General features: G+C 65.5%; 25 protein-coding genes and 1 pseudogene. 12 read left to right on the top strand and 14 right to left on the bottom strand.

The window, feature by feature from the left end; translation table 11 throughout:
* Nucleotides 1-63: 63 nt before the first annotated feature.
* Nucleotides 64-990 (bottom strand): alpha/beta hydrolase, encoded by a 927-nt coding sequence (locus P7D22_RS11730; protein WP_319934419.1) that lies wholly within the window; start codon nt 988-990, stop codon nt 64-66.
* A 135-nt stretch (nt 991-1125) separates the two neighbouring features.
* The gene (locus P7D22_RS11735; RefSeq protein ID WP_319934420.1) at nt 1126-2274 is read right to left on the bottom strand and encodes an FAD-dependent oxidoreductase; all 1149 of its coding nucleotides are present in this window, start codon (nt 2272-2274) and stop codon (nt 1126-1128) included.
* A 79-nt stretch (nt 2275-2353) separates the two neighbouring features.
* Between P7D22_RS11735 and P7D22_RS11740 the strand changes: the two genes are divergently transcribed.
* Nucleotides 2354-2776, top strand: coding sequence for a MarR family winged helix-turn-helix transcriptional regulator (locus P7D22_RS11740; protein WP_319934421.1), 423 nt, complete (start codon nt 2354-2356; stop codon nt 2774-2776).
* Nucleotides 2777-3063: 287 nt separating this feature from the next.
* Here P7D22_RS11740 and P7D22_RS11745 read toward each other — a convergent pair whose 3' ends face one another.
* From P7D22_RS11745 to P7D22_RS11765, 5 genes are all read right to left on the bottom strand, one after another.
* Complete coding sequence (locus tag P7D22_RS11745) at nt 3064-3684, bottom strand: M15 family metallopeptidase (RefSeq protein ID WP_319934422.1); 621 nt, start codon at nt 3682-3684, stop codon at nt 3064-3066.
* A gap of 834 nt (nt 3685-4518) precedes the next feature.
* On the bottom strand, nt 4519-5418 hold the full coding sequence (locus tag P7D22_RS11750) for a VOC family protein (protein ID WP_319934423.1): 900 nt from the start codon (nt 5416-5418) through the stop codon (nt 4519-4521).
* Nucleotides 5419-5474: 56 nt separating this feature from the next.
* Nucleotides 5475-5864 (bottom strand): DoxX family protein, encoded by a 390-nt coding sequence (locus tag P7D22_RS11755; protein ID WP_319934445.1) that lies wholly within the window; start codon nt 5862-5864, stop codon nt 5475-5477.
* A 124-nt stretch (nt 5865-5988) separates the two neighbouring features.
* Entirely contained in the window at nt 5989-6636 is a 648-nt protein-coding gene (locus P7D22_RS11760) for a hydrolase (protein ID WP_319934424.1), read from the bottom strand.
* Nucleotides 6637-7282: 646 nt separating this feature from the next.
* The gene (locus P7D22_RS11765; protein WP_319934425.1) at nt 7283-7648 is read right to left on the bottom strand and encodes a winged helix-turn-helix transcriptional regulator; all 366 of its coding nucleotides are present in this window, start codon (nt 7646-7648) and stop codon (nt 7283-7285) included.
* Nucleotides 7649-7976: 328 nt separating this feature from the next.
* Between P7D22_RS11765 and P7D22_RS11770 the strand changes: the two genes are divergently transcribed.
* Nucleotides 7977-8693, top strand: a complete 717-nt coding sequence (locus P7D22_RS11770) for a helix-turn-helix domain-containing protein (protein ID WP_319934426.1) — start codon at nt 7977-7979, stop codon at nt 8691-8693.
* Between the two features lie 154 nt (nt 8694-8847).
* Here the strand turns inward: P7D22_RS11770 and P7D22_RS11775 are convergent, their stop codons facing one another.
* A complete protein-coding gene (locus P7D22_RS11775) occupies nt 8848-9399 on the bottom strand; it encodes an AraC family transcriptional regulator (protein ID WP_319934427.1) in 552 nt (183 codons plus the stop codon).
* Between the two features lie 162 nt (nt 9400-9561).
* Nucleotides 9562-10383, bottom strand: coding sequence for an alpha/beta fold hydrolase (locus P7D22_RS11780; protein ID WP_319934428.1), 822 nt, complete (start codon nt 10381-10383; stop codon nt 9562-9564).
* Nucleotides 10384-10511: 128 nt separating this feature from the next.
* On the opposite strand from P7D22_RS11780, the gene P7D22_RS11785 reads away from it, so the two are divergent.
* Together P7D22_RS11785 and P7D22_RS11790 are read left to right on the top strand one after the other, a co-directional pair.
* Nucleotides 10512-11138, top strand: coding sequence for a response regulator transcription factor (locus P7D22_RS11785; RefSeq protein WP_319934429.1), 627 nt, complete (start codon nt 10512-10514; stop codon nt 11136-11138).
* A 67-nt stretch (nt 11139-11205) separates the two neighbouring features.
* Nucleotides 11206-11568 (top strand): response regulator, encoded by a 363-nt coding sequence (locus P7D22_RS11790; RefSeq protein WP_319934430.1) that lies wholly within the window; start codon nt 11206-11208, stop codon nt 11566-11568.
* Nucleotides 11569-11572: 4 nt separating this feature from the next.
* Here the strand turns inward: P7D22_RS11790 and P7D22_RS11795 are convergent, their stop codons facing one another.
* Nucleotides 11573-13099, bottom strand: coding sequence for a sensor histidine kinase (locus tag P7D22_RS11795; RefSeq protein ID WP_319934431.1), 1527 nt, complete (start codon nt 13097-13099; stop codon nt 11573-11575).
* A 326-nt stretch (nt 13100-13425) separates the two neighbouring features.
* Here P7D22_RS11795 and P7D22_RS11800 point away from each other — a divergent pair, with 326 nt between their 5' ends.
* Nucleotides 13426-14013 (top strand): hydrolase, encoded by a 588-nt coding sequence (locus tag P7D22_RS11800; protein WP_319934432.1) that lies wholly within the window; start codon nt 13426-13428, stop codon nt 14011-14013.
* A gap of 11 nt (nt 14014-14024) precedes the next feature.
* Nucleotides 14025-14525, top strand: a complete 501-nt coding sequence (locus P7D22_RS11805; protein WP_319934433.1) for a MaoC family dehydratase — start codon at nt 14025-14027, stop codon at nt 14523-14525.
* Between the two features lie 3 nt (nt 14526-14528).
* Here the strand turns inward: P7D22_RS11805 and P7D22_RS11810 are convergent, their stop codons facing one another.
* The 3 genes and pseudogenes from P7D22_RS11810 to P7D22_RS23480 all read right to left on the bottom strand — a co-directional run.
* Nucleotides 14529-15275 (bottom strand): sensor histidine kinase, encoded by a 747-nt coding sequence (locus P7D22_RS11810; protein WP_319934434.1) that lies wholly within the window; start codon nt 15273-15275, stop codon nt 14529-14531.
* Nucleotides 15276-15829: 554 nt separating this feature from the next.
* Nucleotides 15830-18517 (bottom strand): ATP-binding protein, encoded by a 2688-nt coding sequence (locus P7D22_RS11815; RefSeq protein WP_319934435.1) that lies wholly within the window; start codon nt 18515-18517, stop codon nt 15830-15832.
* Between the two features lie 990 nt (nt 18518-19507).
* Nucleotides 19508-20131: pseudogene (locus P7D22_RS23480) on the bottom strand (AAA family ATPase); the annotation flags it as partial.
* Here P7D22_RS23480 and P7D22_RS11825 point away from each other — a divergent pair.
* The gene (locus tag P7D22_RS11825; RefSeq protein WP_319934437.1) at nt 20027-20470 is read left to right on the top strand and encodes a hypothetical protein; all 444 of its coding nucleotides are present in this window, start codon (nt 20027-20029) and stop codon (nt 20468-20470) included. The pseudogene P7D22_RS23480 and the gene P7D22_RS11825 overlap by 105 nt on opposite strands.
* Before the next feature lie 372 nt (nt 20471-20842).
* Here the strand turns inward: P7D22_RS11825 and P7D22_RS11830 are convergent, their stop codons facing one another.
* Nucleotides 20843-21766, bottom strand: coding sequence for an AraC family transcriptional regulator (locus P7D22_RS11830; RefSeq protein WP_319934438.1), 924 nt, complete (start codon nt 21764-21766; stop codon nt 20843-20845).
* Between the two features lie 88 nt (nt 21767-21854).
* Here P7D22_RS11830 and P7D22_RS11835 point away from each other — a divergent pair, with 88 nt between their 5' ends.
* The 5 genes from P7D22_RS11835 (at nt 21855) to P7D22_RS11855 (ending at nt 26643) form a co-directional block, all read left to right on the top strand.
* Complete coding sequence (locus tag P7D22_RS11835) at nt 21855-23339, top strand: sensor histidine kinase (protein WP_319934439.1); 1485 nt, start codon at nt 21855-21857, stop codon at nt 23337-23339.
* A complete protein-coding gene (locus P7D22_RS11840; RefSeq protein ID WP_319934440.1) occupies nt 23332-23730 on the top strand; it encodes a response regulator transcription factor in 399 nt (132 codons plus the stop codon). Before P7D22_RS11835 ends, P7D22_RS11840 begins: the two co-directional genes overlap by 8 nt.
* Nucleotides 23727-24419, top strand: coding sequence for a response regulator transcription factor (locus tag P7D22_RS11845; protein WP_319934441.1), 693 nt, complete (start codon nt 23727-23729; stop codon nt 24417-24419). The genes P7D22_RS11840 and P7D22_RS11845 overlap by 4 nt, the downstream gene beginning before the upstream one ends.
* A gap of 488 nt (nt 24420-24907) precedes the next feature.
* Nucleotides 24908-25573: a helix-turn-helix domain-containing protein gene (locus P7D22_RS11850; RefSeq protein WP_319934442.1), complete on the top strand. Its 666-nt coding sequence runs from the start codon at nt 24908-24910 to the stop codon at nt 25571-25573.
* Nucleotides 25574-25701: 128 nt separating this feature from the next.
* Nucleotides 25702-26643, top strand: a complete 942-nt coding sequence (locus tag P7D22_RS11855) for a pirin family protein (protein WP_319934446.1) — start codon at nt 25702-25704, stop codon at nt 26641-26643.
* The last annotated feature ends 351 nt before the right edge of the window (nt 26644-26994 follow it).

Raw genomic sequence — 26994 nt, forward strand, 5'->3', positions numbered from 1 at the left:
CGGGTGCGCGAGCCTCGGCGCAATGCCCGGCGACCGAGGCTGCCTCAACGACGACAGGGCGCTTCAGGCACCCAGCCGGGCCGACAGGAACGCGCACATCCGGGCGAACGGCTCGGCCATGGCGGCGGCGCGATCCATTGCCCGCAAGGCACCATGCACCAGACCCGTCCCGGGTAGGAGCATGACCTCGGTTCCGAGCGCCTGAAGCCGGCCAGCCAGCATCGTGCAATCGTCCCGAAGCGGATCCACCTCGGCCGGCAGGAGCACGGTGGGCGGCAAGGCGGACAGGTCAGGCTGGTCGAGGGGAAAAGGCGATGGATCGCCGTCCCGGCCTAGATAAGCCGACCGGTACAGGCGGACGTCGTCGAGCGTGAGCATGGGCGCTTCCGCCCACCGCGTGCGGGCCGGCTCGGCGGGCTCGAAGCCGAGCGACGGATAGATCAACGCGAGGGCACGCAGTCGGTCCGGCCAAGCCTGACCGAGCCTGAGGGCCGCCGCGCAGGCGAGCGTCCCGCCGGCGCTGTCTCCCATGAGGACGAGGCGCGTCGGGAGAAGGCCTTCCCACGGCGACCGTCGTTCGAGAACAGCCTTGGCCACCGCCAAAACGTCATCCAGGGCCGCGGGATGCGGGTGTTCCGGCGCAAGGCGGTAGTCGACGGCGACCACCGGAGCGCCGGCCGCGTCCGCGATGCGCGCCACGATCCCGTCGTGGCTATCGAGCGAGCCTAGTACGAAGCCGCCGCCATGCGCGTAGACGACGACTCCGTCCACCAGCGTGCGTCCCGGTCGGTAAAGCCGCAGCGGAATCAGACGGTCGGCGAGGACGAGCGCATCGTCATGGCTCGTGATCCCCGAAGGCCGTTGGACCGCGAAGGTGCTTGCGTAAGCTTCGTAAAGGCGGCGCTGATCATTCAGGGGGCGCTGCGCCGTATCGGACGGATAGAACCGGTCACTGTCGGCCACGAACCGCGCGATGTCGGGATCAATCATATGTCCCTCAATGCAATCACTGCCCGAAATCCCCGGGAGTGGAACTGCTCCTTGAGCATCGGAAGCGCAAGCAACCGACCGCGGCATTCTCCAGCATGCGAACGTTCGCCGACCTGCCGCGGGCGTGTTCCCCGTTCACGTGTTCTCCGGCGTCGTTGGGTAAGATCGAGCTGCAACGCGCTCACGGTAGTGGTCGAGAACGGCATCGACGCCGTGAGGCGATAGCACGCTGTTCAGCCCGGCGCTCGCACCTTCCGCGGCGATGGCGGCGCGCGCCAGCATGGCGGCCTCGTAGTCTTCGACCGCTCCCCACCCGTGGTCGGAGGCGAGTGCATCGGCAAGGTCGACGGCGTCCGCGAGCGCGAGGTTCACGCCTTCGCCGCTGAACGGCGACATGAGGTGCGCGGCGTCGCCGAGAAGCGTGAGGCCGGCACGACTGGTCCAGCCGTGGCCGATCGGGAGCGCGTAGAGCGGCCGCACCGCGATGAAGGCTTTCACATCGATGAGCGCCGTCAACGAGGGTGCCCAAGCCGCGAAGGCCTCGCGAAGCATGGCGCAGACCCCATCCGGTGCGGTGGCCATCCAGGGCCGCGCAGCCGCCTCGGGCATGCGAAGCCCGGCATAGCCGCGAATGTGACCATGGCCGTTCCGCTGGGCGATGAGCACGCGGTTGTCGCCAACCGCGAACATCTTGCCGCCGCCTACCAGGGCATCGACGTGCAGGTGCGTCACGGCCCCGTAGCCGAACTCCACCATCGTTACCCCCTCGTATCGTGGCGCGGTGCCCGTCAGGAGCGGCCGGACGCGCGACCAGGCTCCGTCCGCCCCGACAACGGCGTCGAAGCGCTCAGTCGCGCCGTTGTTGTTGACGTCCACCTCGGAACTGGACAGCGGGGTTATCTTGCCGATCCTGCTTCCCCACCGCACCGTTCCCGGGTTGAGGGCGTCGAGAAGGATCTGACGTAGCGCCGTCCGGTCGATCTCGGGTCGGTCGTCGTTGGCACCATCCCGGTCGAAGAGCAGCGTCCCGTGCTCGTCATAAATCCGATCACCCTGATCCTCCGGTCGCGCCGCGGCCTGGAACGCCGCCTCGAGGCCCGCAAGCCGCATGGCGCGCTGTCCGGTCTCGGCGTGGAGGTCGAGGGAGCCACCCTGGGGGCGTTCTCCTGCGTGAGCGTCGCGCTCGAACACGGTCACGTCGCCGCCACGGCGTTGCAACAGCCGCGCCAGCATCAGCCCACCGGGGCCGCCACCGACGATCGCGACGCGGAGCCTGTTTGTCATGGGAAGCTTCTCCTGATAGATAGCGACCTATACACATAACATAGGAACCTATGCAATGGGAGATGCGGAATGGAACCCTATGACCGCGCCGGGCCACTACTTCAGCCGGATCGCTCGCGGGCTGACGCGCGTCGGCGATGCCCGCCTCCGCGACCTAGGGTTCGCCACGGCGCAACTTCCGGTCCTCTCGATGCTGAAGGATGGGGTCGCGCGGTCGCAAACGGAGCTCGCGCGCCTTGCCAAGGTCGAGCAGCCCACCATGGCGCAACTCCTCGCGCGCATGGAGCGGGACGGCCTCATTCACCGAAACCCCGATCCGGCGGACCGACGGAGCAGCCTGCTCTCGCTCACCGATGAAGCGCGTGCCAAGCTTCCGGCCGGCCAAGCCGTTCTGAGGCAGGGGAACGTGGACATGACCGCTGGGTTGTCGCCCGACGAGATTGCGGCGCTCGTCAGCCTCTTGCGACGCGTGCTTACGAACGTCGAAGCCATGGAGCGGTAAGATGCGCGTCGGGCGATTGTTCTGAAACACCCGATACGAAGGAGGCGTGTGCCCAAGAGCAAACCCTCATTCGTATCCGGCGTTCTGGCAGCTTGACCCTTGAAAGACCTTTACGAGGTCCGCTTCCTGGAACCCCGTTCTACCTCTGTCGTTTCGTCTTTCATTTGTTCGTCTGGGTAAGGTCATTTGGACCGGTGAGTAGGGCCGAGTCCAACTTAGAATAGACTTGCCTGTTCAGCTGAATCGAACCCTGTACGAATCAGCTGCTCGTCTTGCTTGAGCAAGATTTATGCGAATACTTTCCCGTTCTCAAACAGCTGCTCAATCTCAGCAACGTCTCTATGACCGGTGGCTAGTTGGAAATGTGGCTGGTCTTTGAAGCTGTGCCAATCTCCTCCCCACTCAAGACCTTCCACGGAATTTTTGATGCTCGCTGCTAACTGCGTATACACCAGTGACTGTTCGTGAGTGTCTCCGGTGTTATATACGGCGTGATCAAAGATACCAACGTCCCACGCAATCCCAAAATTGTGATTACTGCGTCCACCTTTTGCATGAGTAACGATGGGACCCTTTGTCGTTCGGCCCTTGGCATACAGCTCGTTCTGCTCCCCGTATGTTCGGGTTCCAGAGAGGATTTTATGTTGGAATGGAAGTTTGGCGGCTACATTCATGAACTCCCGGCATTTTTGCTGAGCCTTTGGAAGGAGCGTTGCAATGTTTGTCTCGCTACGCGGATCGAACGATCCTAGCCGTACTTTTATCTTCTCGTATTCATCGTTCAGTGATTGTTCCGCCTCGTCCACAGCATGGCTCCACTTCCCATCCATTGGACCTTTGTAATGCCCAGCAATCGTAGCGAACCGCTGGAGAAAGAGGATATCATTTTCAAATAGGTGAAAACTCATGAAATTCTCCTGAGTCTGGCAATTCAGTGTTCAGTGGCAAGTTCGCTCAAGAGCGGCCGCCTCCTAAAACTATTCTTCAATCGCGGTTTGTCCCATGGCCTCCTCTACCGAGGCATTTGGCCTCCATTTCCGCTTTCTCTCACGACCTCTCTTGGCCTCGTAACGCGCCTACAATAGCCGGGAGTATGTGGTCTACAAGGTGGCGTTTGTCGTAAGGGTGCGCGGGTTAAGCAGGCGATCTGGAATGTGCACGTGATTGCTCAGCAGCCCAACATCGTTAGCTGTTCGCGGGACGGGAGCGTACCGACAGTCCGCCTTGCGTCCGGTTTCGGCGATGCTGTCTCGGATGATTGCGGGCTGGCCTTTGTATGAAATGGGGGGATCCGGAACTAACCCTTCGCGTCCGTACTGCAGTCAAGACAGGGCATTCGTCGCGACCAGTTCCGGCAGGGCGTCCCGCCAGCAATCAATGCCGCGCTTCTGGTGGGCGATGAAGGCGCGCACCGCCGGGCGCCGCTTCATGGCGACGGAGGACGACTGACAGGTCGGAGGTGCCAGTCGTGCCGGTAGCCCGAATGCCGCGGGAGCGCGGCTCACCATCAACGCCAAGATCGTCTTCGACGCGACCTACGTGGCAAGCTGCTACACGACTGCAAGCCAATCCGGCGCACGGTGCCGCTCCCCGCACGTACGCAGGAACCAGCAAAGGCGGCGAGGTCCGATCCGAGCAGTTCACCCCGTCGCAATCGGAACGGACCAAGCGGAATCCGGAATGGTCACAACGCGTGCCGGAGTCGGGCGGACCTTGGGAAAACGGGGCGGCCGACTCCGTGGCTAAGGCTTGTCGGTTGCCGCATGGATTTCCGCGACGTACCCGCCCGGGAACTCGACCATCGCTGACTGTCCGCCGTCGGCTGCGATCGGCTCTATCAGGATGGCGACGCCGGCGGCCCTGGCCTTTGCCAGCGTTCCGGCGAAATCGTCGACCGCGTAGCCCGTTGTCTCGCGGCCATAGGGATAGGGAAGGTGTCCGTCGGTCACGGCCACCCGCATGCGGCCGAAATCGGAGGTGAGCGTCACCCGCCGGTAGGTCGCTCCCGGAACCCCGATCTCCACGCCCGGCGCGTCCCGCACGTCGCCAGTCACGGTTCCGTGCGTGAAAGCCGCGAAGCTGCGGATGAAGGCATCCGCGCGATCCGCCGACACGTAGACGCGGTTGTCCGGCACGTGGAGGAAGGCTGGATAGGACGGCGGAGTCGTATGCCAGTAGATTTGCGTGTTGACCCCGCCGGGCCATTGGATGACGGCGTCGCGTCCGATCGGATCGGGGAAGGGCGTGACGATGACGTCGGCTCCCACCGCACGGGCCGCGGCAACGGCCTCATCCATGTCGGTGACGAGATATCCGGTGCGTTCCTCGCCGAACGGATGGGGGATCGGAGTCTTGAAGCCGAACAGCGAAACGGTTCCAACCGGAGTCTGGAGGAGTTGCGACGTCGTGCTGCTGGGCGTGGGGGTCACGTCGGCGACGACCTGCTTGGTGGTTTGCCCCCCGAACGTGGCGATGAAGCTCCCCACGAAGCGGTCCACGTCATCCGGGGCGACGTAGACGTGCGTCGTGTCGTATTGGGGCGCGACCGCCACCGCGGGCGTCGCCTGCGCGTCGCCCGCTCGCGCGACCGTGGTCAGGAGCGAGACCGCGGTGGCGGCCAGCAGGATCGTGCGAATCAGCATTTGACGGGTCCATGTTCGAATGACGGCGCCGGGATCCGGGGCCTTCGCCGAGCCGGCTAGGAAACCTTCGACCGGGCCGCCGTGGTGACGAGGACGAACGCCGCCGCGATGGCGGCATGTTCGAGGAAGGCGTTGAACTCGGAGACGGCCTCGCTGCCGTCGAAAAGCCAGAAACGATGGGCGATGAAGGTCGTGAGCACGGTGAAGATGCCGAGGGCACCAGCACCTAGCCAAATCCTCCGCCCGGTGATCACGAGGGCGGCCCCGACCAACTCCGTGACCAACACGAGGGCGTTGAACAACCAAGCCGGGGCGAGGCCACTGTGCGCCATCTCCACCTCGCCAGCCTGCCAGTCCACGAGTTTGTAGATCCCCGCCGCGAGGAACGGGGAGGCAAGGCACAAGCGGGCCAAGGCTTGGACCACCGGATGCGAGAGAACGAGCATCACGGGCCGGGGAACGTCCGAGCGCAGGGGCTGGAAGGAAGCTCCGTCCCCGGAAGGCGCCGAGGATGCGGCCCCCCCGGAAACTTCGACGGAGGGATGCGACGCGCGCATCGGATCGGATGACTCAGGCCGGACCGGCTTCCGAGGCATGCTCACCGAGAGCCCACTTGGAGAAGCGAACCTGGATCCCGTAAGGCGTCAGATCCTTCAGGATGCCCATGACCCCCTCGTAGGTGCCGGCCCGCGCCCAGTCCTGCTGGAGCTCGAAGACGAACTGCAGGGTGGTGATCGGGACGGCACCCGCCTGCACCATGCGCTGCATGGCACGCTCGTGCGCCTCGGGGCTCGTGTCGCCGCAGGCATCCGCCACGACGAAGATCTCGAATCCTTCCTTCAGCATGTCGAGCGTCGGAAAGTTGACGCAGGCGCCCGTCCATAGACCCGCCAGCACCACGCGCTTGCGCCCCGTGGCCGCCACGGCCTTGCGGAAGTCGGCGTTGAGCCAGGAATTGATGGACGTGCGGTCGATGACCTCCTTTCCCGGATAGATCCCCTCGGTCACCTCGGGCATGAACGGCCCGGAGAACGAGTCCTTGGCCACCGTCGTGATGATGGTCGGAACCTCGAAGAGCTTGGAGACGCGCGCCAGGACCTGGACGTTGTCGACGATGACCTTGCGGTCGCCGCTCTGCACGCCCTGGAACATGGCGGGCTGGAAGTCGATGAGCGCCAAGGCGCAGTTGGTGGGCGTGAGCATTTCCTGGAACGACATCGCAATCCTCATCTCGTGAGTGTGAACGTCACGCCGGTCGGCGGGACGTGATTCGATCGGGTCGGCATCAACCGATGCCGAGGGCGGCGGCTATCCCGAAGACGCAAGGGCATCCTTCGGCGCGGCGCGGTCGAACGCCCGAGCGCCGACGCGTCGAGATCGGCTTCGAGCCGGGCCCGCCACCGATGGCGATCACGCCCTGGTCGGTCCTGGCCCGCTCGCCTGTGCATCACCGCTTGAGGATTGGATACCGCTGGAGGCGGTGGCCGGCTTGGCGCTTTCGATGGCTTGTTGGATGAAACGACGCCCTTCCGGCGACCAGGGTGGCCAGGCGTCCGCGAGAAAGCGGATCAGCGCCATTGCCGCCCGGGTGCCGGCGCATGGGAGAGCCATCGCAATGTGTTGGCGTCGTAGCGCGGCCACCCGGCCCAAGCGATCAAAAGCACGCGACCGGGGCAGCCCACTTGCTCGGCCATGCCCACCCAGCAAGGCGGCCCGAGTGCACGACGTGAATGAAGCGGAGCCACGACGCGCCATCATGGACGGCCTGGCGCTTGGATCCCATCCCGCCGTCCTCGCGTCCGTTGACCGTTTTGGCTTCGATGGCCCCCTCGAGGTCGATCGCCCTTGGAAGTCGGCGGCCAGGTCAGCGAGCGGTACCCGCGTCGCCTACGTTGAAAACGCCCAGGAGTCCGGAATGGACCGACGAAGCCTCGCCTTCCCTCAGGACGGCGTCGAGTTTCCTGCCGACGGGAGTCAACGCGTACTCCACGTGCAAGGGTGACGTGGCGACCACGCGCCTCTCCACGACGCCAAGATCCTCCAGGTCCTTCAAGCGAAGCGACAGGACGCGAGCGGAAACCCGACCTTGCACCAACCTTCTGAATGCACCGAAGCGGATGGCGTCGGCTTGACCAAGCAACCGGACGATGTCGGCCACCCAGGCCTTCGCCATCGTCCGCAACAGTCCGTTCATTGCGCAGGATGGAACCAGTTCGGTCTCTGCGGTCATGGGTAGTTACCTCTTGGTTACTAATGGTGCGGCGAGACGCCAGACATTATGACTTCGACGTTCCGGCATTTGAAGCTTTTCGCTTCCGGCGATCGAGGAGCCCCGCATACCGAAACGCATCCAAACCGGCCCGCTCGGAGACGGCGAAAGAGAGGGCACGTTCGGAGACCGCCTCGGGCGATGCTTCGGACTGGACCGACCGCAGACGATCAAGGTTGAGACGGAATCGCGCGTCGAGATGGCGGCGACGCGCATGAGGAGCGCCCAGCCGCTGGAGGGATCCTCGATCCCTCCCCCACGCGAGAGGGCGTACAGCCTTGCATTCTACTTGCGCGACAGCGCCGATCACGAGCTTTGGTACGCGGGGAAGCGCGTCTACCAAGGTGGTTATGCAAAGGGTGCGGTGAGCCTGATCGACCTCGATGCCGAGCCCGTCGCCCGCATCGGCAATCCCTTCGATATCCTGCAGTTCTACCTGTCCCGATCCTGCTTGGAGGAAGTCGCGGACGAGCATGGGGGACGGATCGCGACGGAACTGGCATGGCCTCGCGGTGCCCCGGACGAGACGGTCGGCACCTTCGCCAAGCTTCTCATCCCCACGCTGGAAGGGCGCTTCGCGAATCCATTGTTCGTCGACCATCTCATGCTGGCGTTCAGGACCCATGTGGCGCATGCCTACGGAGGTCTCGCCTCGAACCGCCTCCGGACGGCGGGTGGCCTCGCGGCATGGCAGGAACGCCGCGCGAAGGAGCTCCTACGGGAACGGTTTGCTGGGGACATGTCCATCGCCGAGGTGGCACGCGAGTGCGGGTTAAGTCCCAATCACTTCACCCGCGCGTTCAGACGTAGCACCGGCGTTCAACCACACCGGTGGTTGTCGAAGCTCAGGATCGAAGAAGCGCAACGCCTGCTCAGGGACGCCGATTCCAGCTTGGCCGACATCGCCTTGGCATGCGGATTCGGCGATCAGAGCTACTTCACCCGCGTTTTCACTCGCATGACCGGCATGTCACCGGGTGCTTGGCGTCGTGCCGCCAAGCTGTGAAATGGGTTCGTCGTGAATTTCAGGTGCGGAAGAAGCCAAGCCTTCAAGGCCACGCTGGGCGATGAGGCTGCGAGCTAAATCCGATCTGTGCAGGCTTTCGTGAACATGGTCCTTCGACCTGGTGGTCATGGATGCTGCCAAGTCTGCACCTACTTCAGGCCATCTTCCGCCAGGTCCGACGCCAAGCCAAGGGCGTGTCGCCAACCGTCCGGCGGAACAGCCGGGTCAAGTGGGCCTGATCCGTCATCCCGCACGCGCAGGCGATCTGGCCCAAGGTGTCGCTGGTGCCGAGCATCATCTTCTGCGCTTGGCGGATGCGCTGCCGGATGACGAAGGAATGCGGGGTCTCGCCCACACTGGTCTTGAAGGCGCGGCAGAAATGGCTGGCGCTCAGTCGTGCGATGCCCGCCAGGGCATCGCACGATATCGAGCCTTCGATGTTGTCGTCGATGAAGCGGCGCACGCGGGCGAACTGCCAAGGCGTCAACCCTCCCTTGACGGCCGCCTTTCCGGCATCCGCGGGTGCGTCCGGCAGGATCGCGGGAGCCTGATCGGCCGCGCCCTCGAGCAATGCGGCGATCCGGTCGAGGTACGACCGGGCGAGGTGGGGGTCGACGTCGAGCGAGTGGCGCGCTCCCATGACGAGCTCGGAAAGCATCGGCATCGGAGGGGCGACGGGGGAGGATGGGGTGATCTCATGCAACATGGCCGGTGTCCTTCATCCGGGGACGTGCCGACCTTGTGCCCGTTCGTCCGGCTTGCAGATACCGAACGTGGGGTCACCGGAACTGTGCCTTGGCCATAGGCACCCCCTACCGAAGTAGGGGGGCCGATCGCGGCGGCGCGGCTCCACCTTCGGGCTTGGCGATCAGGCGCGCAAGAAGGCGAGCAGATCGGCGTTGTAGCGATCCTTGTGCGTGGTCGTGAGCGCGTGGGGCGCACCCTGATAGACCTTGAACTCGGAATGGGGGATCAAACGGTGCGCGGCCTCCCCCGCGGCCTTGATGGGGACCACCTGGTCCTCGTCGCCGTGGACGATGAGCGTCGGCATGGTGAAGGCGGCCATGTCCGGACGGAAGTCCGATTCGGAGAACGCCCCGACGCAATCGTAGGTCCCCTTGATCCCACCCGTCAGAGCGATCTGCAGCGTCTGCTTCAACACGCCGGCGGACACGACGCCGGGATGCTTGTTGGTGCCGTAGAAGAGCGCGTTGAAATCGTCGAGGAACTGCGGACGATCGTTCAGCAATCCCGCACGGATGCCGTCGAACACCTCGGGCGGCGTGCCGTCCGGGTTGTCTCCGGCCTTGATGAAGTAGGGGGTGACGGCCGAGGTCAGACAGGCCTTGGACACCCGGGCGCCCTTGGACCGCGCGACGTAGCGCGCGACGTCTCCGCCGCCCATCGAGAAGCCGACGAGCGCGACCTCCCGCACCTCCGCCGCCTCGAGCACAGACGCGATGTCGTCTGCGAAGGTGTCGTAGTCGTAGCCGCTCCAGGGCTGGCTCGACCGACCAAAGCCGCGGCGGTCGTGCGCGATGACCCGGAAGCCGTTCGAGGCGAAGAACAGCATCTGCTGTTCCCACATGTCGGCGCTCAGGGGCCACCCATGGCTGAAGAAGATCGCCGGGCCGGTCCCCCAGTCCTTGTAGTAGATCTGCGTTCCATCCTTGGCATTGACGTAGGCCATCGCTAAGCTCCTGTCGCGACATCGGTCGGGTCGACCCCGACCACTGCCTAGAGGGGGTCGTCGACGCACGCTTGTACCGTCCGCCCTCGATTTGCCGATCCGCGTCCAAAGTCCGAGGTGCAAGAGCCGTGTCCGACCCGTCCGCACTGGTCATCGTGGTGGATGACGATCCGCTGGTCTGCTCCGCGCTCGACAGCTTGTTCCGCTCGGTCGGCTTGCGGACGCGCGTGCACGCGACGGCTCGCGAGGCGCTCGACGTCGGACTTCCCGACGCCGCCGCCTGCGTGGTTTGCGACGTGCGCATGCCCCAGGTCGGCGGGTTCGAGTTCCAGGCGGCCCTGGAATCGCAGGGGTCCGACGTGCCGGTCGTGTTCATGACCGGCCACGGGGACATACCGATGAGCGTCAGGGCCATGAAGGCGGGTGCCGTCGATTTTCTCCCAAAGCCCTTCCGCGACCAGGACATGCTGGATGCGGTGAACGCCGCGCTCGAGCGATGGCAGGGCCGGCGCGCCGCGGGTGCTGGCGCCGCCGTTGCCCGCGAGCGCTACGGAACCCTGACGCGACGGGAGCGCGAGGTGATGGAGGGGGTCGTCCGCGGCCTCCTGAACAAGCAGATCGCCGCCGAGCTCGGGATCGCCGAAATCACGGTGAAACTCCACCGCTCCAGTCTGATGCGCAAGTTGGAAGTGCGTCGCGTGCCCGAACTGGTCCGGATCGCCGACGCGCTGACGGCAGGTGAACGCCCAACCTAAACCAGCGTATAGTCTAGCCGCGGAACTTCGCTTACCGACATCATGGATCGTGAAATGGGATGGTGGCATGGGCGCCAGGGTCATAGCCGTCGTCGATGACGAGCCTTCGGTACGCTCCGCCACCGCAAGCCTGCTACGTTCGATGGGTTACGCGTGCGTGACGTTCGGCGGTGCGCGCGACCTCGTCGAAACGACGTTCCAGGGCTTGGATTGCGTGTGCAGCGACATCCAGATGCCAGGGATGTCCGGCATGGATTTGGCCGAGCATTGCGCGTCCCATCCCGGCGCGCCTCCCCTTCTGCTCATGACTGCGTACTACGACGAGCACGTCGCCTCGGCTTGCCGGAAGCTCGGGGTGTGCGCGGTGTTGGAGAAGCCGCTCGACGCGGACCTCCTCATGGAAGCCATCGAGCGCGCACTCCTGGCCTGACGCGTCAGGCGGTCGTCGTGACCTCGCCGTCCGTAGGGGTTCCGGGTGCCCGATGCAGCGGCAGGATGATCTCGACGCTGGCGCCCCCGTCGACGCGATTGCTGAGCGTGAGCGCGCCATCATGGCGGTGAACCACCATCCGGCAGATTGCAAGTCCAAGCTCAACCTCCGATCGCTCCGAGGTGTAGAAGTTCTGAAATGCGTCGGCCAGGACCGCTTCGCTCCATCCTTCCCCCCGGTCGCTGAGGCGGACGCGCACCCTCGAGGCCTCGACATGCACGTCGAGGTCGACGAGGCGATCCACGGCCGGCGTTCCGGCCATCGCACGCACGGCGTTGCCGATGAGGTCGACGAGCACCTGCTTGAGGAGGATCTCGTCTCCGAGAACGTTGACCGGGTATAGCGGCACGTTCAAGCGTACCCGCGACCCGCTTTCAGCCACCTCGTGCGCCACCAACGCGAGCGCGGATGGTATCAATTCGGTGAGGTCGATCGGGGAGGGGTCCAGCGGGAGGCTACCTGCGAGGCCACGAACGCGGTGCATCACGCCTCGCGCGCACGTCATCGCCCGACCCAGCCCCTGGAGCGCCTGATGCGCCTCGGCCAAGTCCGGTTCGCTCCTGTTCAGCCAGCGACCCGCCGCGTCGGCGTAGCTCTGGACCGCCGACAGGGGTTGGTGGATCTCATGCGCCAGCGTCGCCGAAAGCGCGCCAAGGGCGCTCGTCCGCCTCACCCTCGCCAACTCCTCGCGCGTCCGGACCACTTGCGCCTCGAGCCGCTTGCGCTGGCTCACGTCGAGGACGCTGCCCGGCACGCGGTCGAGGCTCGCGTCCGGGCCCAGTCCGAACGTCACGACGATGTCGATGGGATCGCCCACGAATGGGACGACCCGGGTCTCCGCCTGGAATAGCGGACGCCGCTCGTCGATCGCCAGTATGCAGTCGGAGAAGCTTTCGTCGGTTTCCGGAAGGAAGCCGGCGAGATGGGAGAAGAACATGTCCTTCGAGGGCACGCCCATCATCGCCAACGCCGTGGCGTTGACGTCGGTGATCCGGACCATCCTGCGCGCCGCGATCACGAAGGCGGGGTGTTCCGCCAAGTAGGCCTTGAGGTCGCTCACGCCTTGGGAACGCAAGTCCGCGACGGCTTGCGCGACGGGGGTGAAATCATGCTCCCAGATGGCGATCGCGAGCGTGTCGAACACCCGGCGATAACTCTGTTCACTGGCGGCCCCGGACATCTCGACGTCATAGGCGTGCAGGAGGAGGATGGTGGCGATGATCAAGATCGTCAGGTTGATCGCCGCGTGGGCGCCAGCGAGCGGCCCCGCCCCACGAAGGGCGTAGACCGCATAGCCCACGACCGTCAGGGTGCCGCAGGCAAGGGACCAGCCAACGATCGTGGAGCGATGCGTGGCACGTCCTCCACCAACCGCGATCAAGAGGACGAGGACGTACAGGGCCGCCACCGAGAGGTCGGCTTTGGTGAAGGCGTCGAGACAGAAGATCGTCATGCCGAGCGCGGCCGCCATGGCTCGCTGGACTAGCGGCTCCGGGCGCTGAGGCGGGACGGAGAATGGGCCGAGCTTGAAAGCGCGCTCGATGATGGCCGACTCGGGAAGCATGGGACCGGATTTCAAGCTTGATTGAGGACCGGCAGAATCCGGGAGCCCGCAATTTTGACGGCGCGGGGCCGGCTGTCGAGCGGTTCCGGTCAGCCTTGATTGGAATGCTGCGCCTTTCTGCAAAACGACGCGGGCTGCTACAAGAACGATGACCGGAGCGGACCTAGGCTGAACTCGTCCATCAGAGGCCCGCCATGCCCAATCCACCGCTCCTGACACCATCCGATTGCTTGTTGGTCCTTGTCGACCAGCAGGCCGGACTGGCCTTCGCGGCCGGCTCGGCCGACCGACAGGTCCTCAGGAGCAACGCCGTCGCCGTGGCGCGGACGGCCAACGCCTTCGGGGTCCCGGTCGTGGCCAGCACGTCCGCGTCGAAGGTTTACAGCGGGCCCTTGATGCCACCGCTTCGTGCCGTGTTGCCGGAGGTGACTCCATTCGAACGACGCAACATGAACCTTTGGGAGGACGAGGCGACGAGGGCGGCCATCGTCGCGGCCGGTCGACGCACCTTGGTCGTGAGCGGGCTGTTGACCGAGGCTTGCGTCAGCTTTCCCGTCCTCTCGGCGCTCGTCGAGGGTTATTCGGTGCACGTGGTCGCCGACGCCTGTGGCGGCCTCACGACCGCCAGTCACGAGGCAGCCCTGCGACGCATGGAGCAGGCGGGGGCCGTCATGACGTCCTGGCTGCAATTCCTCCTCGAACTGCAGCGCGACTGGACGCGTCACGAGACCTACGAAGCGGCACGCGGAATCGTTGTCGACCATGGCGGCGGCTACGGCATCGGCCTCGACTATGCCCGTGACATGATCCATCCAACCTGAGGAGCCGTCCCTTGAGCCTGCCGTTCGATCCAACAGCATGGCACGTCGTCCCAGAGCGCACCTTCGATCAATTGAACGTCGGAGAGGTGTTCCGCGCCCCGAGCCGGACGGTGAACGATGCGCATGCTTCCGCCTTCCAGACGGTTTCCTGCGACAACCACCCGATCCACTACGACGTGGGTTACGCGAAGCGCTTCGGCCACCCGGCCCCCGTCGTCCACGGTTTACAGGTCCTCGCCTTCACGGCTCCGGGTGCGACGTTGCTGCCTCATACCTTCGGGGCGATCTTCATCGCGTTCACGGGGCTGTCCGTGGAATTCCTCAAGGAGGTCCACGCCGGCGACACGCTCTACCCCGCGCTCGAGATCGCTTCGTTGAAGGCCATGGGGGACAAGGGCGAGGTCACGACCAAGGTCACGGTCCACAACCAACGTGGTGAGGTCGTGCTCTCGGGAAGCCATAGTTACCTGCTGCATACCGGGCGGATTGTTCCCCCAGGTCAAGCGGCTTGATCGTCAGCTCGCGCCGGTCCACGGCACGTCGTCGGACGTCGAATGCGGTTGCCTACCGATCGGGTGCTGGTGGAGGGGCAACGTCACCGAAAAGCGGGCTCCCCCTAAACGTGGAGAACCGTCCACGACGATGTCGCCATCATGATCCCTGACCACGGACTCGCTGATCGGAAGACCCAAGCCGAGACCGTCCTCCTTCGTCGTGTAGAAGCTCTGGAACACGTTCCGCACCTCCTCGGGGGCGATGCCGGAACCACTGTCCTCGATTTCGAGGGTCACGAAGGAGGCGGATGCGGTCCCCACCGTGATCAGAACCTGCCGGAGCGCCTTCCCCCCAGTCGCCTGGATCGCGTTCATGAGGAGGTTGAGCACCACCTGCTGTAATTGCGACGGATCGGCCCAGACCCGTGGATCGTCGGGCGCCCGGTGAACGCTGCATCCTATCGCGCCCGCGTCGAACTCCGACCTGCAGAGTTCGACCGTCTGTTCGACGATCTTGTTCAAAGAGGTGGCCGAGCGACTCGACGATTTGCCGGAGACGACGCCCTTGACCCTTTGCACGACTTCAAAGGCCTGACGTGCGATCTCGCTGATCGCCGTCAACGCGGTCCGCACCTCGTCGAGATCAGGCTCGTCCCGGTCCAGCCATCGCAGACCCGCTTCGCCAAAGGTCGCGATCGAGGACAGAGGTTGACTGACTTCATGGGCGATCGAAGCGGTCAGGGTCCCCAAGGTGGCGGCCCGCGACATGCGAGCGAGATGGGGGGCTACCTCGGCGCTATCACCTCCCTGGTCCCCGGACCGCGCGTCACGTCCCGGGACATCGACCTGACGAAGACCTATCCGCATGTCCAAGCTGGACCTCCTTCGCCGGTGAAGGTCGGTGGCAGACCGTGCGGGATCCTCCATGGGGCTTCATCCGGGGTCACCAGATCCCCGCGCCCAAAGCGCCCGGTCAAAACGAAGCTGGGGTGGAGGTCCGCTTCCAAAGCATTCGATCGTTCGATGATCTTGTGACCATCATGCGCAGGAGGTTTCAATGTGTCTTCCCTCGGCCACCGCGCGATCCGCACTTTCCGGAACGTACGCGCTCTCAGCCCGACGTTGCTTCGAGCACAGGGTAGGCCTTCGGCGGTCGCCGTTCTTGGACTTTTCACGCTTGCGATGCGATGCGGTCTTCAAGCAGCGACGGCTCGTTTTGTACGAAATCGCTGTGCCGCGCCTGGGCCTCCGGCTTTCCCACGATTGTTCATCGAGTGTCACGCCCCGGAGCCCAGGCGTTCCGCGCACGCGTTGCCGGGGGCTCAGGGGGACGGGGACGGAACCACGGCCAGGACGAACGAGAAGGTCGTGCCAGCCGCATCCGAGGAAACCTCGAGCTTGCCGCCATGGGCTTCGACGATGGACCGGCATATGGCGAGGCCCATGCCCATTCCGTCCGCCTTGGTCGTGAAAAGGGGATCGAAGATCGATGCCAGGATTTCGGGCTGGATGCCCGGCCCATTGTCGGTGACCCCGATCCGGACCCCGGCATGCTCGAAGGCCGTCTTCACCCGGATCCGGCGGCCGCGTCTGACGGTCGCCGCGAGCACGTCGACGGCGTTGTTCACGAGGTTGAGGATCACCTGCTCGAACTGGATGGCATCGCCCCTGACGACCGCACCTTCGGCTTCGAGGTCCAGCGCCAACTCGATGTTCCTCACCCCCACCTCCGCCTCGAGCAACGTGACCACGTGGCGCACGGTCAGGCCGATCTGGAATTCGGCCATCACGGGTGACGTCTGCCTGGCCAAGGCGCGAAGGCCACGGATGATCTCCGTCGCGCGATCGACCCCGGCGCGCATGCTCCGGACGCCCTGCAAGGCCTCGTCGAGGTCGGGCACCTCACGGGAAAGCCAGCGCACCGTCGCGTCGGCATGGGTCGCGATGGCGGAAAGTGGCTGGTTGACTTCGTGAGCCACGGACGCCGCAAGGCCACCCAGCACCGTCAGTTGGGCGGTGCGCCCGAGTTCGGCGCGCGCCGCCCATAGCGCGGCCTCGCTCGTCTCCCGCCGCCGGTTCTCCTCCACGAGCTTCCCGTAAAGGTCGGCGTTCTCAAGGGAGATGGCGGCCTGGGAGGCCAGCAACTCGATCATGGTGGTCCGATCCGTCGTGAACACGTTGCCGGTCAGCCGGTTCTCGAGGTAGACGAGCCCGACCAACATGCTCCGCTTCAATAGAGGGACGCAGAGCACGGATCGTGTCGCCCTGACCGCGCGGTCGGCGGCGTGCGGCCCCTCATGTTCGTTGCGTCCGTCGGCCACCATCAACGCCTTGCGCGTCTTCGTGACGACGTTGAAGACCGTGGGCGGGACGACCCGGCCGACGTCGACCGCCCCCGATCGCTGAACGTCGACGGCTCCGCCCGATACGGCGCCGGTCGCTTCGACCACGGCCTGGTCGTCCCGGAACATCACCAATGCGCCGTGGCTGGCCCCCGCATGGACGATCAGGTCCGTCACGAGCGAGCGAACGAGCGTGTCGAGCACGATCTCCTCCGACATCGACTGCGACACGCGGAGCGCCAGCGCCAAATCGATCGATCGGGGAGCCGGTGGGGCAGAGGCATCCAGGGGCAGACCATGATGCGTCGTCAGCCGGTCGGCCTTGCCGTGCGCGGCCCACCGTGCGTAGCATCCTCGTGCGAGGTCGAAATGCCGCCTTGCCCCCTGGGCCAGCCCAAGTCCGGCAAGGTGACGTCCGGCCAACTCGTGCGCCAACGCGCGTTCGTGGCCAAATCCCGACGACTCCGCGGCATCCGCCGCTTGGTCATAAAGCGCCATAGCCTGCAACGCGTCGCCCGAAACGCGCGCCTTTTCCGCATCGATGAGGAGGAGCTTGTTCCGGAAGGTGCCCGGGTTCAGTTCGGCCCATCGTGCGAAGCGCTCACGGATGGTCAGGATCTCCTCGACCGACGTGTCCCGTCCCTCGCCGGCTCCCGCGATCGCGAGGGCCAGGAAGAATGAGCACCAAGCCGTGTCAATGTGCGCGGCCATCAAGGGAATCAGGTCGGCCGCCTCGCGAAGGAGCGGGAGGGCATCCGACGGACGGCCGTCCCAGAAGACCCCGATCCCATCGTAGAGCCGAACCCAGAAGCGGGTCGAGGTGGCGACGATTTCGTCGCCGTCGTGCACGACGACGCCTCCATGGCCGGTGAGCGACCTCACGAGCCTCCGCTGCGCCTGAAGCAACAGTTCGATGTCGCGATATTGGAGGTCCTGAGTGATGGCGATCGCCGGCGTGACGGTCGCTTCGATCTCGTCCAGGCGTTCACCGACGATGAGTAGGTCGGATACCAAGTGGTTCCGCGCGTAGCAGGTCATGCCGACGTCGCCCGCCGCGTGACCCACCCGGATCGCTTCGTGGATGCGGGAAAGCGAATAGGACATCGGCCGCGTCCAGGCACTGACCTGATCGAGGGCGACGAGCGTCGCCGTGCGCTGGGCATCGTAGCCGTGCCGTTCGACGAGCGCGGTCGCCACCTCCGCCCAGGCCTGCCCGTCCTCGTAGTCCTCGTAAAGGGACGCGATCATGACCCCGAACCAAGACAAGCCGTAAGCCGATTCCTGCGTGGTGCCATGGATCAGGGTCAACTCGACCATCTTGGCCATGTGCAGGAAACGCAGGCCGTCGGGCGTGAAGATCGAGGAGATCAGCGTCGACAGGATCGCCATCGCGCCTGCGATCCTGGTGTCGGTCATCACCGGCAGTTCGGACAGGCCGGCGATGGTGCGCTGACCCAAGACCTCCTTCACCGTCGCGTAGGCGCGGTCGAGTTCCATCCTGGGCTGGCCGCGCTCCAGGCGTATTCCCAGGGCATCGAGGCCCATGAGCGCGGCCGTGATCGCCCCGTCGTAGTCGGACCGGAGCGTCAGCATGACTGCCTGGAGGCGACGGGCGGTCGCACGCTCGACGTCCGACGGCGCATGTTCCAGAAGGAGGTCGATCTCCACCGATGCCGCCGGAAGCGACGCCGTGGCAAGGAACAACTCCGCGCGCAGAATGTGGATTTGGCAGGCGAGCGCTGGATGAAGGCACCACCATTCCCCATCGGCGAACGTCGCCGCGCGGTCCAGGTAACGCAACGCCCGGTCCACGCCGCCCGATCGACGCGCCGTCGTGGCGGCCGCGACGAGCGCGCCGGCGAATGCGACGCGATCGCCCCCTGGAAGTGGCCCCACGCCCGCGAGCTCGATTTGATTGGCTATTTCGAAGGAATCGCCGACGGTCGGTTGGAGGTTCTTGGCCAGCAAGGCACGAGCGATGCCGGCGTGCTCGCCCCGGCGTCGCTCCTCATCAAAGAGGGAATAGGCCGCCTCGAACGTTCGATCGTGCCCGAAGGCGTAGGCAAGCGCCTCCTGCTCCTCCACAAGGAAGCCCCCTTCGACGAGCGACCGTGCGATGGGCTTCGCCTCGTCGAGGGCGCCTCCCATCAATCCGTGCAGGAGGTCAAACGGGACGCGCCGCCCGATGCATGCCATCCGGGCCAGCAATTCTCGATCCTCGTCGGACAAGCGCTCCAATCGGGTCGCCATGACGTCGTCGTCGTCCTCGGATCGGAACGCGCGATCGGTTTCGTCCTCGTGCCAGGACCACCGCCGCGTCCCAGGGTCGCGGACTATGCTTCCTTCGTCGAACAGGGTCCTGAGGGCTTGGTGGATGGCGAACGGGTTCCCGGCCGTGCGACGTTTGACCAGCGCGACGAGTCGTCCGACGCCGTCGATCCCTCCGGGAAAGGCCGAATTCACGAGGGCAGCGGTGGCACCGTCGTCCAACGGAGAAAGCGTGAGGTCCGTGACCGGCATCGCGGCGGCGCGCGCGGCCTCGATCAGGGAACGCGGGGCGAACGGCTTCCCATCGTCGGCGTCACGGAAGGCGCAGATCAGGCACAAGGATTCCGGAGCGGTCGCGACGAAGGCGTCAAGGACGTCGCGCGACGAACCATCGAACCATTGAAGGTCGTCGATGAAGAGGACGAGCGGCTTGGACGGATCGAGGAACGCAGCCAGGGTGCGCAGGATCGCACCTTGGGTCCGCACCCTTTCGAGCTGAGCCGGAACGTCCGCGATCGGACTGACCGATCCGAAGACGTGCAGGGATTCCGGGACGAGGTCGACGATCAGCCGTTCGTGCCCATCCAGTGACGACGCCAATCTGCTTCGCACCGCGTCGAGCACGCCGGCGCCTTGCGCCACGACGTCGTTCATGAGGCCGCGCATCACCTGCGCGATCGGCGCGTAAGGGTTGTCGCGTTGCAGCTTGTCGCTCTTGGCGCTTGCCACGGTGACCGAACCGGCCATCTCCCTCAACACCCGTTGCACCAAGCTCGTCTTGCCGACGCCGCCCCCTCCGGAGATCAACAAGACCTCTCCATGCCGGGCGTCTGAGACCCGACCCAGGACCTGCCGGAGCCGAGCGGACTCCTTGGATCGACCGAACAGGGCGCCCTGGTTCGTGGCGCGATGAGGCGCGTCGCCCGCCGCCGGATCGAACCAAGGGATTTCGCCGGCCCGGCGCCATTCATCTCGGCAGGACGTCAAGTCGATGCGCAGGGTCTCGGCCTGCAAGTAGCGTTCGAGGGGATCCTTCGCGAGAAGGCGCAGGACGATGGCATCCAGGACGGGAGGGACGCCCGGTCGCAAGCGAGCGGGATTGGGAGGGGCGACCGCGAGGTGAGCATGTCGCCATTCCGCGGCCCCTTCGGCTACGAACGGCAGACGGCCGGTCAGGAGTTGGAAGAGAGCGATTCCGAAGGCGTAAAGGTCGCTGCGTTGGTCCCACGAGGCCGCATCGCTGCGGAGCCATTCGGGCGAGGCATAAACGTAGGACTCGTCGACGGAACCCAAGACGGGCATTCCATTCCGGGCCGGGGAAGCCAGGAAGCTTGGCTGGACGCCGCCACGTAAACGGCCGCTCGCGTGCAAGGCCACCAGATCTCCGGCTTCGTCGACGGCGAGGTCGAGGACGACCTCGATCGGCAAACCAACGTGGCTCGACTGGTCCATGGCGACAATTATCGTCCCCTCAAGGGTCCCCGCAAGTCCCGGCGGTCCGAGCCTACGCCGGCATGGCGGAGCAGCATGGGAAGGCCATCCCCCCTGCCGAGACTCGCATCGACCTCCCCTTTGAAGGTCGGATCAAACACCGACATGAGCGACGTCCCCGCGAATCCCGCGGAATGCAGCACACCCGAGTGGGTCATGAGCCCTCGAGGATCGGCGTCGGCGGCACGGAGGGCGATGCGACGGGTTCGTCGAACGGAGCACGTGACGCCGACGTCAAGCGCCGGTTCCCGACACGAGCTTCCGGAATTCCCCAGGGGTGCACCCAACCACCCTCTTGAACGCGGTTCCGAACGCAGCCTGGCCAGAGAAGCCGGAACGGAGGGCGATTTCGCTCATGGAAGTAGAAGGCTGGGCGAGGAGCTTGCGGGCGCGTTGCAACCTTTCGGCGCTGACGAACGCGTGGGGCGTCTTGCCCGTCGCGCGTTTGAACGTCCGTGCGAAATGAAACGGACTCAAACATGCGATCTCTGCGATCTCGGAAACGGTCAAGTTCCGATCGAGGTTGTCTTGCATGAACTCGATCGCGCGCCGGATGCGTGCCGGGCAACGGATGCCTTCGTCGGCGCCCGATGGAAGGTCGGGCCCATCATGCCCATGGGCTTGGGCGATGCGGGCGGTCAGGGTGAGCGCGGCGGCTTCCACCATCATGCGTCCGGCGGAACTTTCCCGGAGCAACTCGCCGAGGATGACGAGGCCGACCTGACGGATCAGCGGATCGTCGACGTCGGCCAGGTAGCGGACCGCGTCGGCCCGGACGCGGGCATCCCCGTACGCGTCCGCCAACGACGCGAAGCGATCCGACGGAAGGTAGATGTGGAGCACGTCTTCCAGCGGCGCGGAGATGTTGATGTCGTCCTCGCCGACGCCGACCGGGCAGAGCCAGATCGTTCCCGCCTCGACGGCGGTCCTCTGCCGGATCCCGGCACCCTTGCGGCTCACGAAAGCGCCAGGGCACCTGCGCGTCGCGAGGGTGACCTCCATCTGGGTCGGCACCATCGCCGGCAGGTCGCCGCCCGGATGCGACCTGAGCTCGGCCGCGACGCCGCTCCAGGCCCGTTCCCGGGAGGACGCGAGCAAGCCGGCGTTCGGGAACTTCCGGGAGCCATGCCGATGCAAATCCATGCGGCCATCGTCCAATCCGGCGAACCGTCCCGCCATTATACAGGTGTATCGAAGACGGGGCCGCCTTGACCCCGATATGGATGGATTCATTCGGATGGCCGGCATGAACCAGGTATTCTCGCGGTGGCCGAGCCTCGCGCCGACCTCGCGGAAGGACGCCGATGCCGGGGTTGAACGGCGCTTGCCGGCGTGGATGCGTCAAGCTCCGCCAAGCAAGCGCTCCGGCGGCCCGACGCTTTCTCCCGCCGCGGCCCTCGCCGTGCTTGGATCGGTGGCGACGACGTTGGGGGGCTACGCGGCGGCCGCCCTGTCGCTTCCATGGGGCATGGCGTTCGGGGCCTTGGGTGTCGCGGCAGCCGCATGCTCGGTCATGTGGATCCTGCGGCTGCGGAACACATGCGACCTGAGCGAGGCGCGAGAGACGGCCATCTTCGAACGAGCCGGGATCTCCATGTGGCGCGAGGATTGGACCGCGGCCGCCAAGGCCGTGATGGCCCTGCGTCTCGCAGGCGTGGAGGACCTCGAGAGCCACTTCGCGAGCCGCCCGGACGCACTCCGGGCCATCCGGGCGTCCGTCATGATCAAGGACGTCAACTCCTTCACGCTCGAGGAAACCGGGGCGCCCAGCAAGGCCGCCTATCTCGGATCCCTCGACCGGCTTCTCCCCGACACGGATCAGACCTTCGTGCAGTGGCTCGTCGCGTTCGGCCGGGGCGACCGGTTCTTCCGATCGGAGGCTCACGTGACGGGTGCGGACGGGCAACAAGTCGACGTGCTGTTCACGGCCATGCTGCCCACCGACCTCACGGGCTTCGGAGACATCTTGGTGACCTCCTTGGACATCACGGCCTTCAAGAGGGCGCAAGCGCAACTAGTCACGGCCGAGACGCAACTCGCGCGCCGATCGCGGGTCGCCACGGTCGGTGCGCTGAGCGCGTCCATAGCGCACGAGGTGAACTCCCCCCTGACGGCCATCGTGGCCAACGCGCAAGCGGCCCTGCGTTGGCTGCGTCGCCCCGAACCGGATCACGCCGAGGCGATGCTCGCGCTCGAGGACGTGGTTCGGGCCGCGACCCGCGCACGGGACGTCGTGGCCCGGACGCGATCCTTCATCGGCAACGCCCCCCACGCCCCCGAACCGCTCGACCTCGTCGAGGCGGCCAGGGATGCGAACCTGCTCGTCGAACGGGACATGCGGGAACTGGGCGCGACGATCCACCTGGCTCCCGAGGAGGGCGTTCCGCGAGCCCTCGCCGACCTCGTCCAGATCCAGCAGGTGTTCGTGAACCTCTTCCTCAACGCTGCCCAGGCGATGGCCGACGTCCCCGGTCCCAGGGACGTCTCCGTGGCCATCCAACGACGGGGAACGATGGTGGTCGCGGCCGTGAGCGACACGGGACCGGGGATCGCGCCCGACCGACGCGGGACGATCTTCGATCCGTTCCACTCGACGAAGCCGGGCGGCATGGGAATGGGGCTCGCGATCTGCCGCAACTGCATCGACGCCAACGGGGGTGACATCTGGGTCGAAGCCGCTCCGGGCGGCGGAGCGGCGTTCCACTTCGCCGTGCCGACCTCGGATGGCTGAAGCGTTGCCGAAAGGGCACGCCGTCGCGATCGTGGACGACGACCCCGCGATTCGGGCGGCGCTGGACCGTCTGACGCGCTCGCTCGGTTTCCAGCCCATCCTTTTTGAGAGCGCCGAGGCGCTTCTTTCCGACTTGCAAGCCGGCGTCCCCGGCTGCATCGTCACGGACGTGCAGATGCCAGGCCTCGGCGGCCTGGATCTCCTGAAGGTCTTGATGGATCGCGGAGTGCGGGTTCCGGTGATCGTGGTGACGGCCTATCCCAGCAAAGCGAGCCACGAGCGCGCACTCGCCCTCGGAGCCTTCGCTTATTTCGCGAAACCATTCGAGGCCGATCATTTCGAACGGTGCCTTCTGAACGCGTTCGGAGAAACGGGAACGTCGCGGCGATGACCGCGCCCGTCCGACGCGGGGAAACCATTGGGATCACGGACGAGCCAGGGCCGGCATCCGGTCAATTCCCCCTCGGGACGGTGCACATCGTCGACGACGACGAGGTCCTCAGGACCGCCCTGGTGCGCCTCTGCCGTTCGGCGGGCTTGCACGCCATCGGCCATGCAACGGCGTCCGAGTTCCTCGATGGCCAAGCCGTGGGCCGCCCCGCCTGCATCCTCCTCGACGTGCGCTTGGGAGAGCAGAATGGCCTGGCGGTTCAGGATGCGTTCCGGGAAGCGGGCGGAACCGTGCCGGTCGTGTTCCTGACGGGCTATGGCACGATTCCCATGACCGTCCGAGCCATGCGGAACGGCGCGACGGAGTTCCTGACCAAACCCGTCGAAGACGACGTGTTGCTGAACGCGCTACGCCGCGCCCTCGCGGCAGACCTCCGTGCTTCGGAGGACGAGCGCGCGCATGCGGAACTAGGCCAGCGGCTCGCCTCGCTCACGCCGCGTGAGCGGGACGTGTTGGGCTGCGCCATCGGCGGACTGATGAACAAGCAGATCGCGGCGGAGCTCGGCATCACGCAGATCACGGCCAAGGTTCACAAGCGTCACGTGATGGAGAAGATGAGCGCGCGATCGCTCCCTGACCTCGTCCGGATCGCTGGCCGCCTCGGCATCGAGGCAACGAGACGCCGCTGATCCCGGTCCGGGATCCGGACGGCCCGAAACAGCAGAATAGAGGAAATCTCCAGCAAGGCGGCGAAAGACGCATGCCCATCCCACGTCGATGATTGGGCGCAACGGGAGGTTGAAGGGTGGGCTGCCGACTCGAACGTGACGCTTCTGGTTCTGCCATCTCCGATGCCGTTCGGGTCGGCGCCGAGACAACTTCGGCTGCACGGGGCCCGTCCCGCGTCCGGCGCGGACTCAATGGCGTTCACATCGCACGACATTTCGGCGTCGAAGCGAGATCGACGATGGACGTGCGGCGTCCTGGGGGCAGTGGCCTCGTGCTGACCCGCCTCCGCGGTTGGGTGGATAACGATTCCCGGACCGCTCCGCTGAAGGAGGAACCTGCCTTCAGCATCGTCCTGCAATTGCAGGACCTGTCCCATCACGACCTCCACGTTGGTGGACGGCTCGTCCATACCGGGGCCGTCCCTGCCGGGGCCGTCAGCGCCCTCAGCTTGGCCGACTTCCCGAGGTCGAGGATCGGCGGCGCCTTCGACGCGCTGCAATTCTACGTTCCGGAGGTCCTGTTCGACGAACTCGCGCAGGAAGACGGCCTTTCGCGACCCAGGCGTTTGCGGTGGCGACGTGACGAGCCCGACCCCGTCGCGGCGTCGCTCGGGGCCTTGTTGCTGCCGGCGCTCGACGACCCGGCGGAATGGAGGACGATGTACGTGGAGCACATCGCACTGGCGTTCCTTTCCCACGCCGCCCTGCGATACGGCGACGGTAGGGCGGCAGGCCCCGCGGAGCACGGCGGCTTGGCTCCCTGGCAGGAGCGCCGCGCCAAGGAGATGATGCGCGCGAGCCTTGGGACCAGGTTGACGATGACGGAGGTGAGCCGGGCCTGCCGCCTGTCGACGACCTATTTCGCCGCCGCGTTCCGGCGGAGCACGGGATGCGCCCCACATCGGTTCTTCTCGGAGATGAGGGTCGAGGAAGCCAAAAGGCTCATGCTCGCCACGAACCTTCCCCTCGCGGACGTAGCGTTGCTGTGCGGTTTCGGTGACCAGAGCCACTTCACGCGGGTTTTCTCCAAGATTGGCGGGATGAGCCCTGGAATATGGCAGCGGATGAACCGCATCCAACGATTCCTCGCGCCGAGCGACGCCAACACGAGGTGACGTGTCACAAGAAGATCGCCGCTGGCGCCGATCGAACCGACATGTCCCGTCTGGATGACACGACCATCCCGTGCGGGCTTGGATGGCTGCCCGATCGGGATCGCGGTCGCGCAATCAGGAGAGATGGGATGAGTTGGCATGGTGTCGACGACCCGGTCCCGGGAAACGCCTTCAGCTGTGATGCGTTGGAGACCGTGATCGTGCCGCGATCGCGCGACCTCGGCTCCTTCGCCGTCCGTCGCGCCCTACCGTCGAACCAACGCCAGATGGTCGGGCCGTTCATCTTCTTCGACCAGATGGGCCCGTCGGAGTTCCTGCTCGGACAAGGCATGGACGTTCGCCCGCATCCCCACATCGGACTTTCGACCGTCACGTACCTCTTCGACGGCGAGATCATGCATCGGGACAGCCTCGGCACGGCGTTGCCGATCCGCCCGGGCGAATTGAACTGGATGACGGCGGGTAGGGGCATCACGCATTCGGAGAGGACGGGGGAAGGCCTGAGGCACGCCGGTTCGAAACTGTTCGGGATCCAAAGCTGGGTGGCTTTGGCGGCCAGGGACGAAGAAAGCACCCCCACGTTCGAACATTATGACGCGTCGGCCCTGCCGATGATCTCCGGAGAAGGCAAGTCGGTGAGATTGATCGCCGGAACCGCGTACGGTTCCGTGTCCCCCGTCAGGACGTCGAGCCCGATGTTCTATGCGGACGTGCAACTCGAAGCTGGCGCCAGCCTGCCCATCGACGCCCAGCATGACGAGCGCGCCATCTACACGGTCTTGGGTGCCATCGAGGTCGCGGGCGATGGGTTCGGTCCGGGTCAGCTTCTGGTGTTCCGGCCAGGCGATGCGATAACGGTACGCGCGACGACGGCCTCCCGCTTCATGCTCCTCGGCGGGGAACCGATGGATGGACCCCGCCACGTCTGGTGGAACTTCGTTTCGTCGCGCCCCGAGCGCATCGAACAAGCCAAGGAGGATTGGCGGCAGGCGCGGTTCGACTCGGTTCCGGGAGACGCTGAATTCATTCCACTCCCGGATCAATCTCCGCCGGTCGTCCGATATCCTTGATGCATTGGGGGTGACGACACGCACACACGACGTTCGGGTGGATGGAACGCCCCAGGCACCGCTCGGAGCCTGCTGGATCACGCGCATGGGCGTGCACGCCCTTGCGTTGCTGCACCACGTGATCAGGATAGGCGATGGCAAGAAGCACGAGAAAGTGCCGATCTCTGTCACCGAAAATCGCGGATGTCAGGCAGGGCTGAGGGAGCGCGTCAGGAGTCCGCGTTAGGGTAGGAGGAGGGGAAATGGGAACGAAGATCCCATCGGACGAAGCGCCGGTCTATGGATCGCCAAGCGATGATCCACTTCTTCTGCCTGGACCTACCGCAGTCGGATGCCTGCTTCGTGAAGGCC

The organism is Lichenihabitans sp. Uapishka_5 (assembly GCF_033947565.1).
Taxonomy (GTDB): domain Bacteria; phylum Pseudomonadota; class Alphaproteobacteria; order Rhizobiales; family Beijerinckiaceae; genus Lichenihabitans.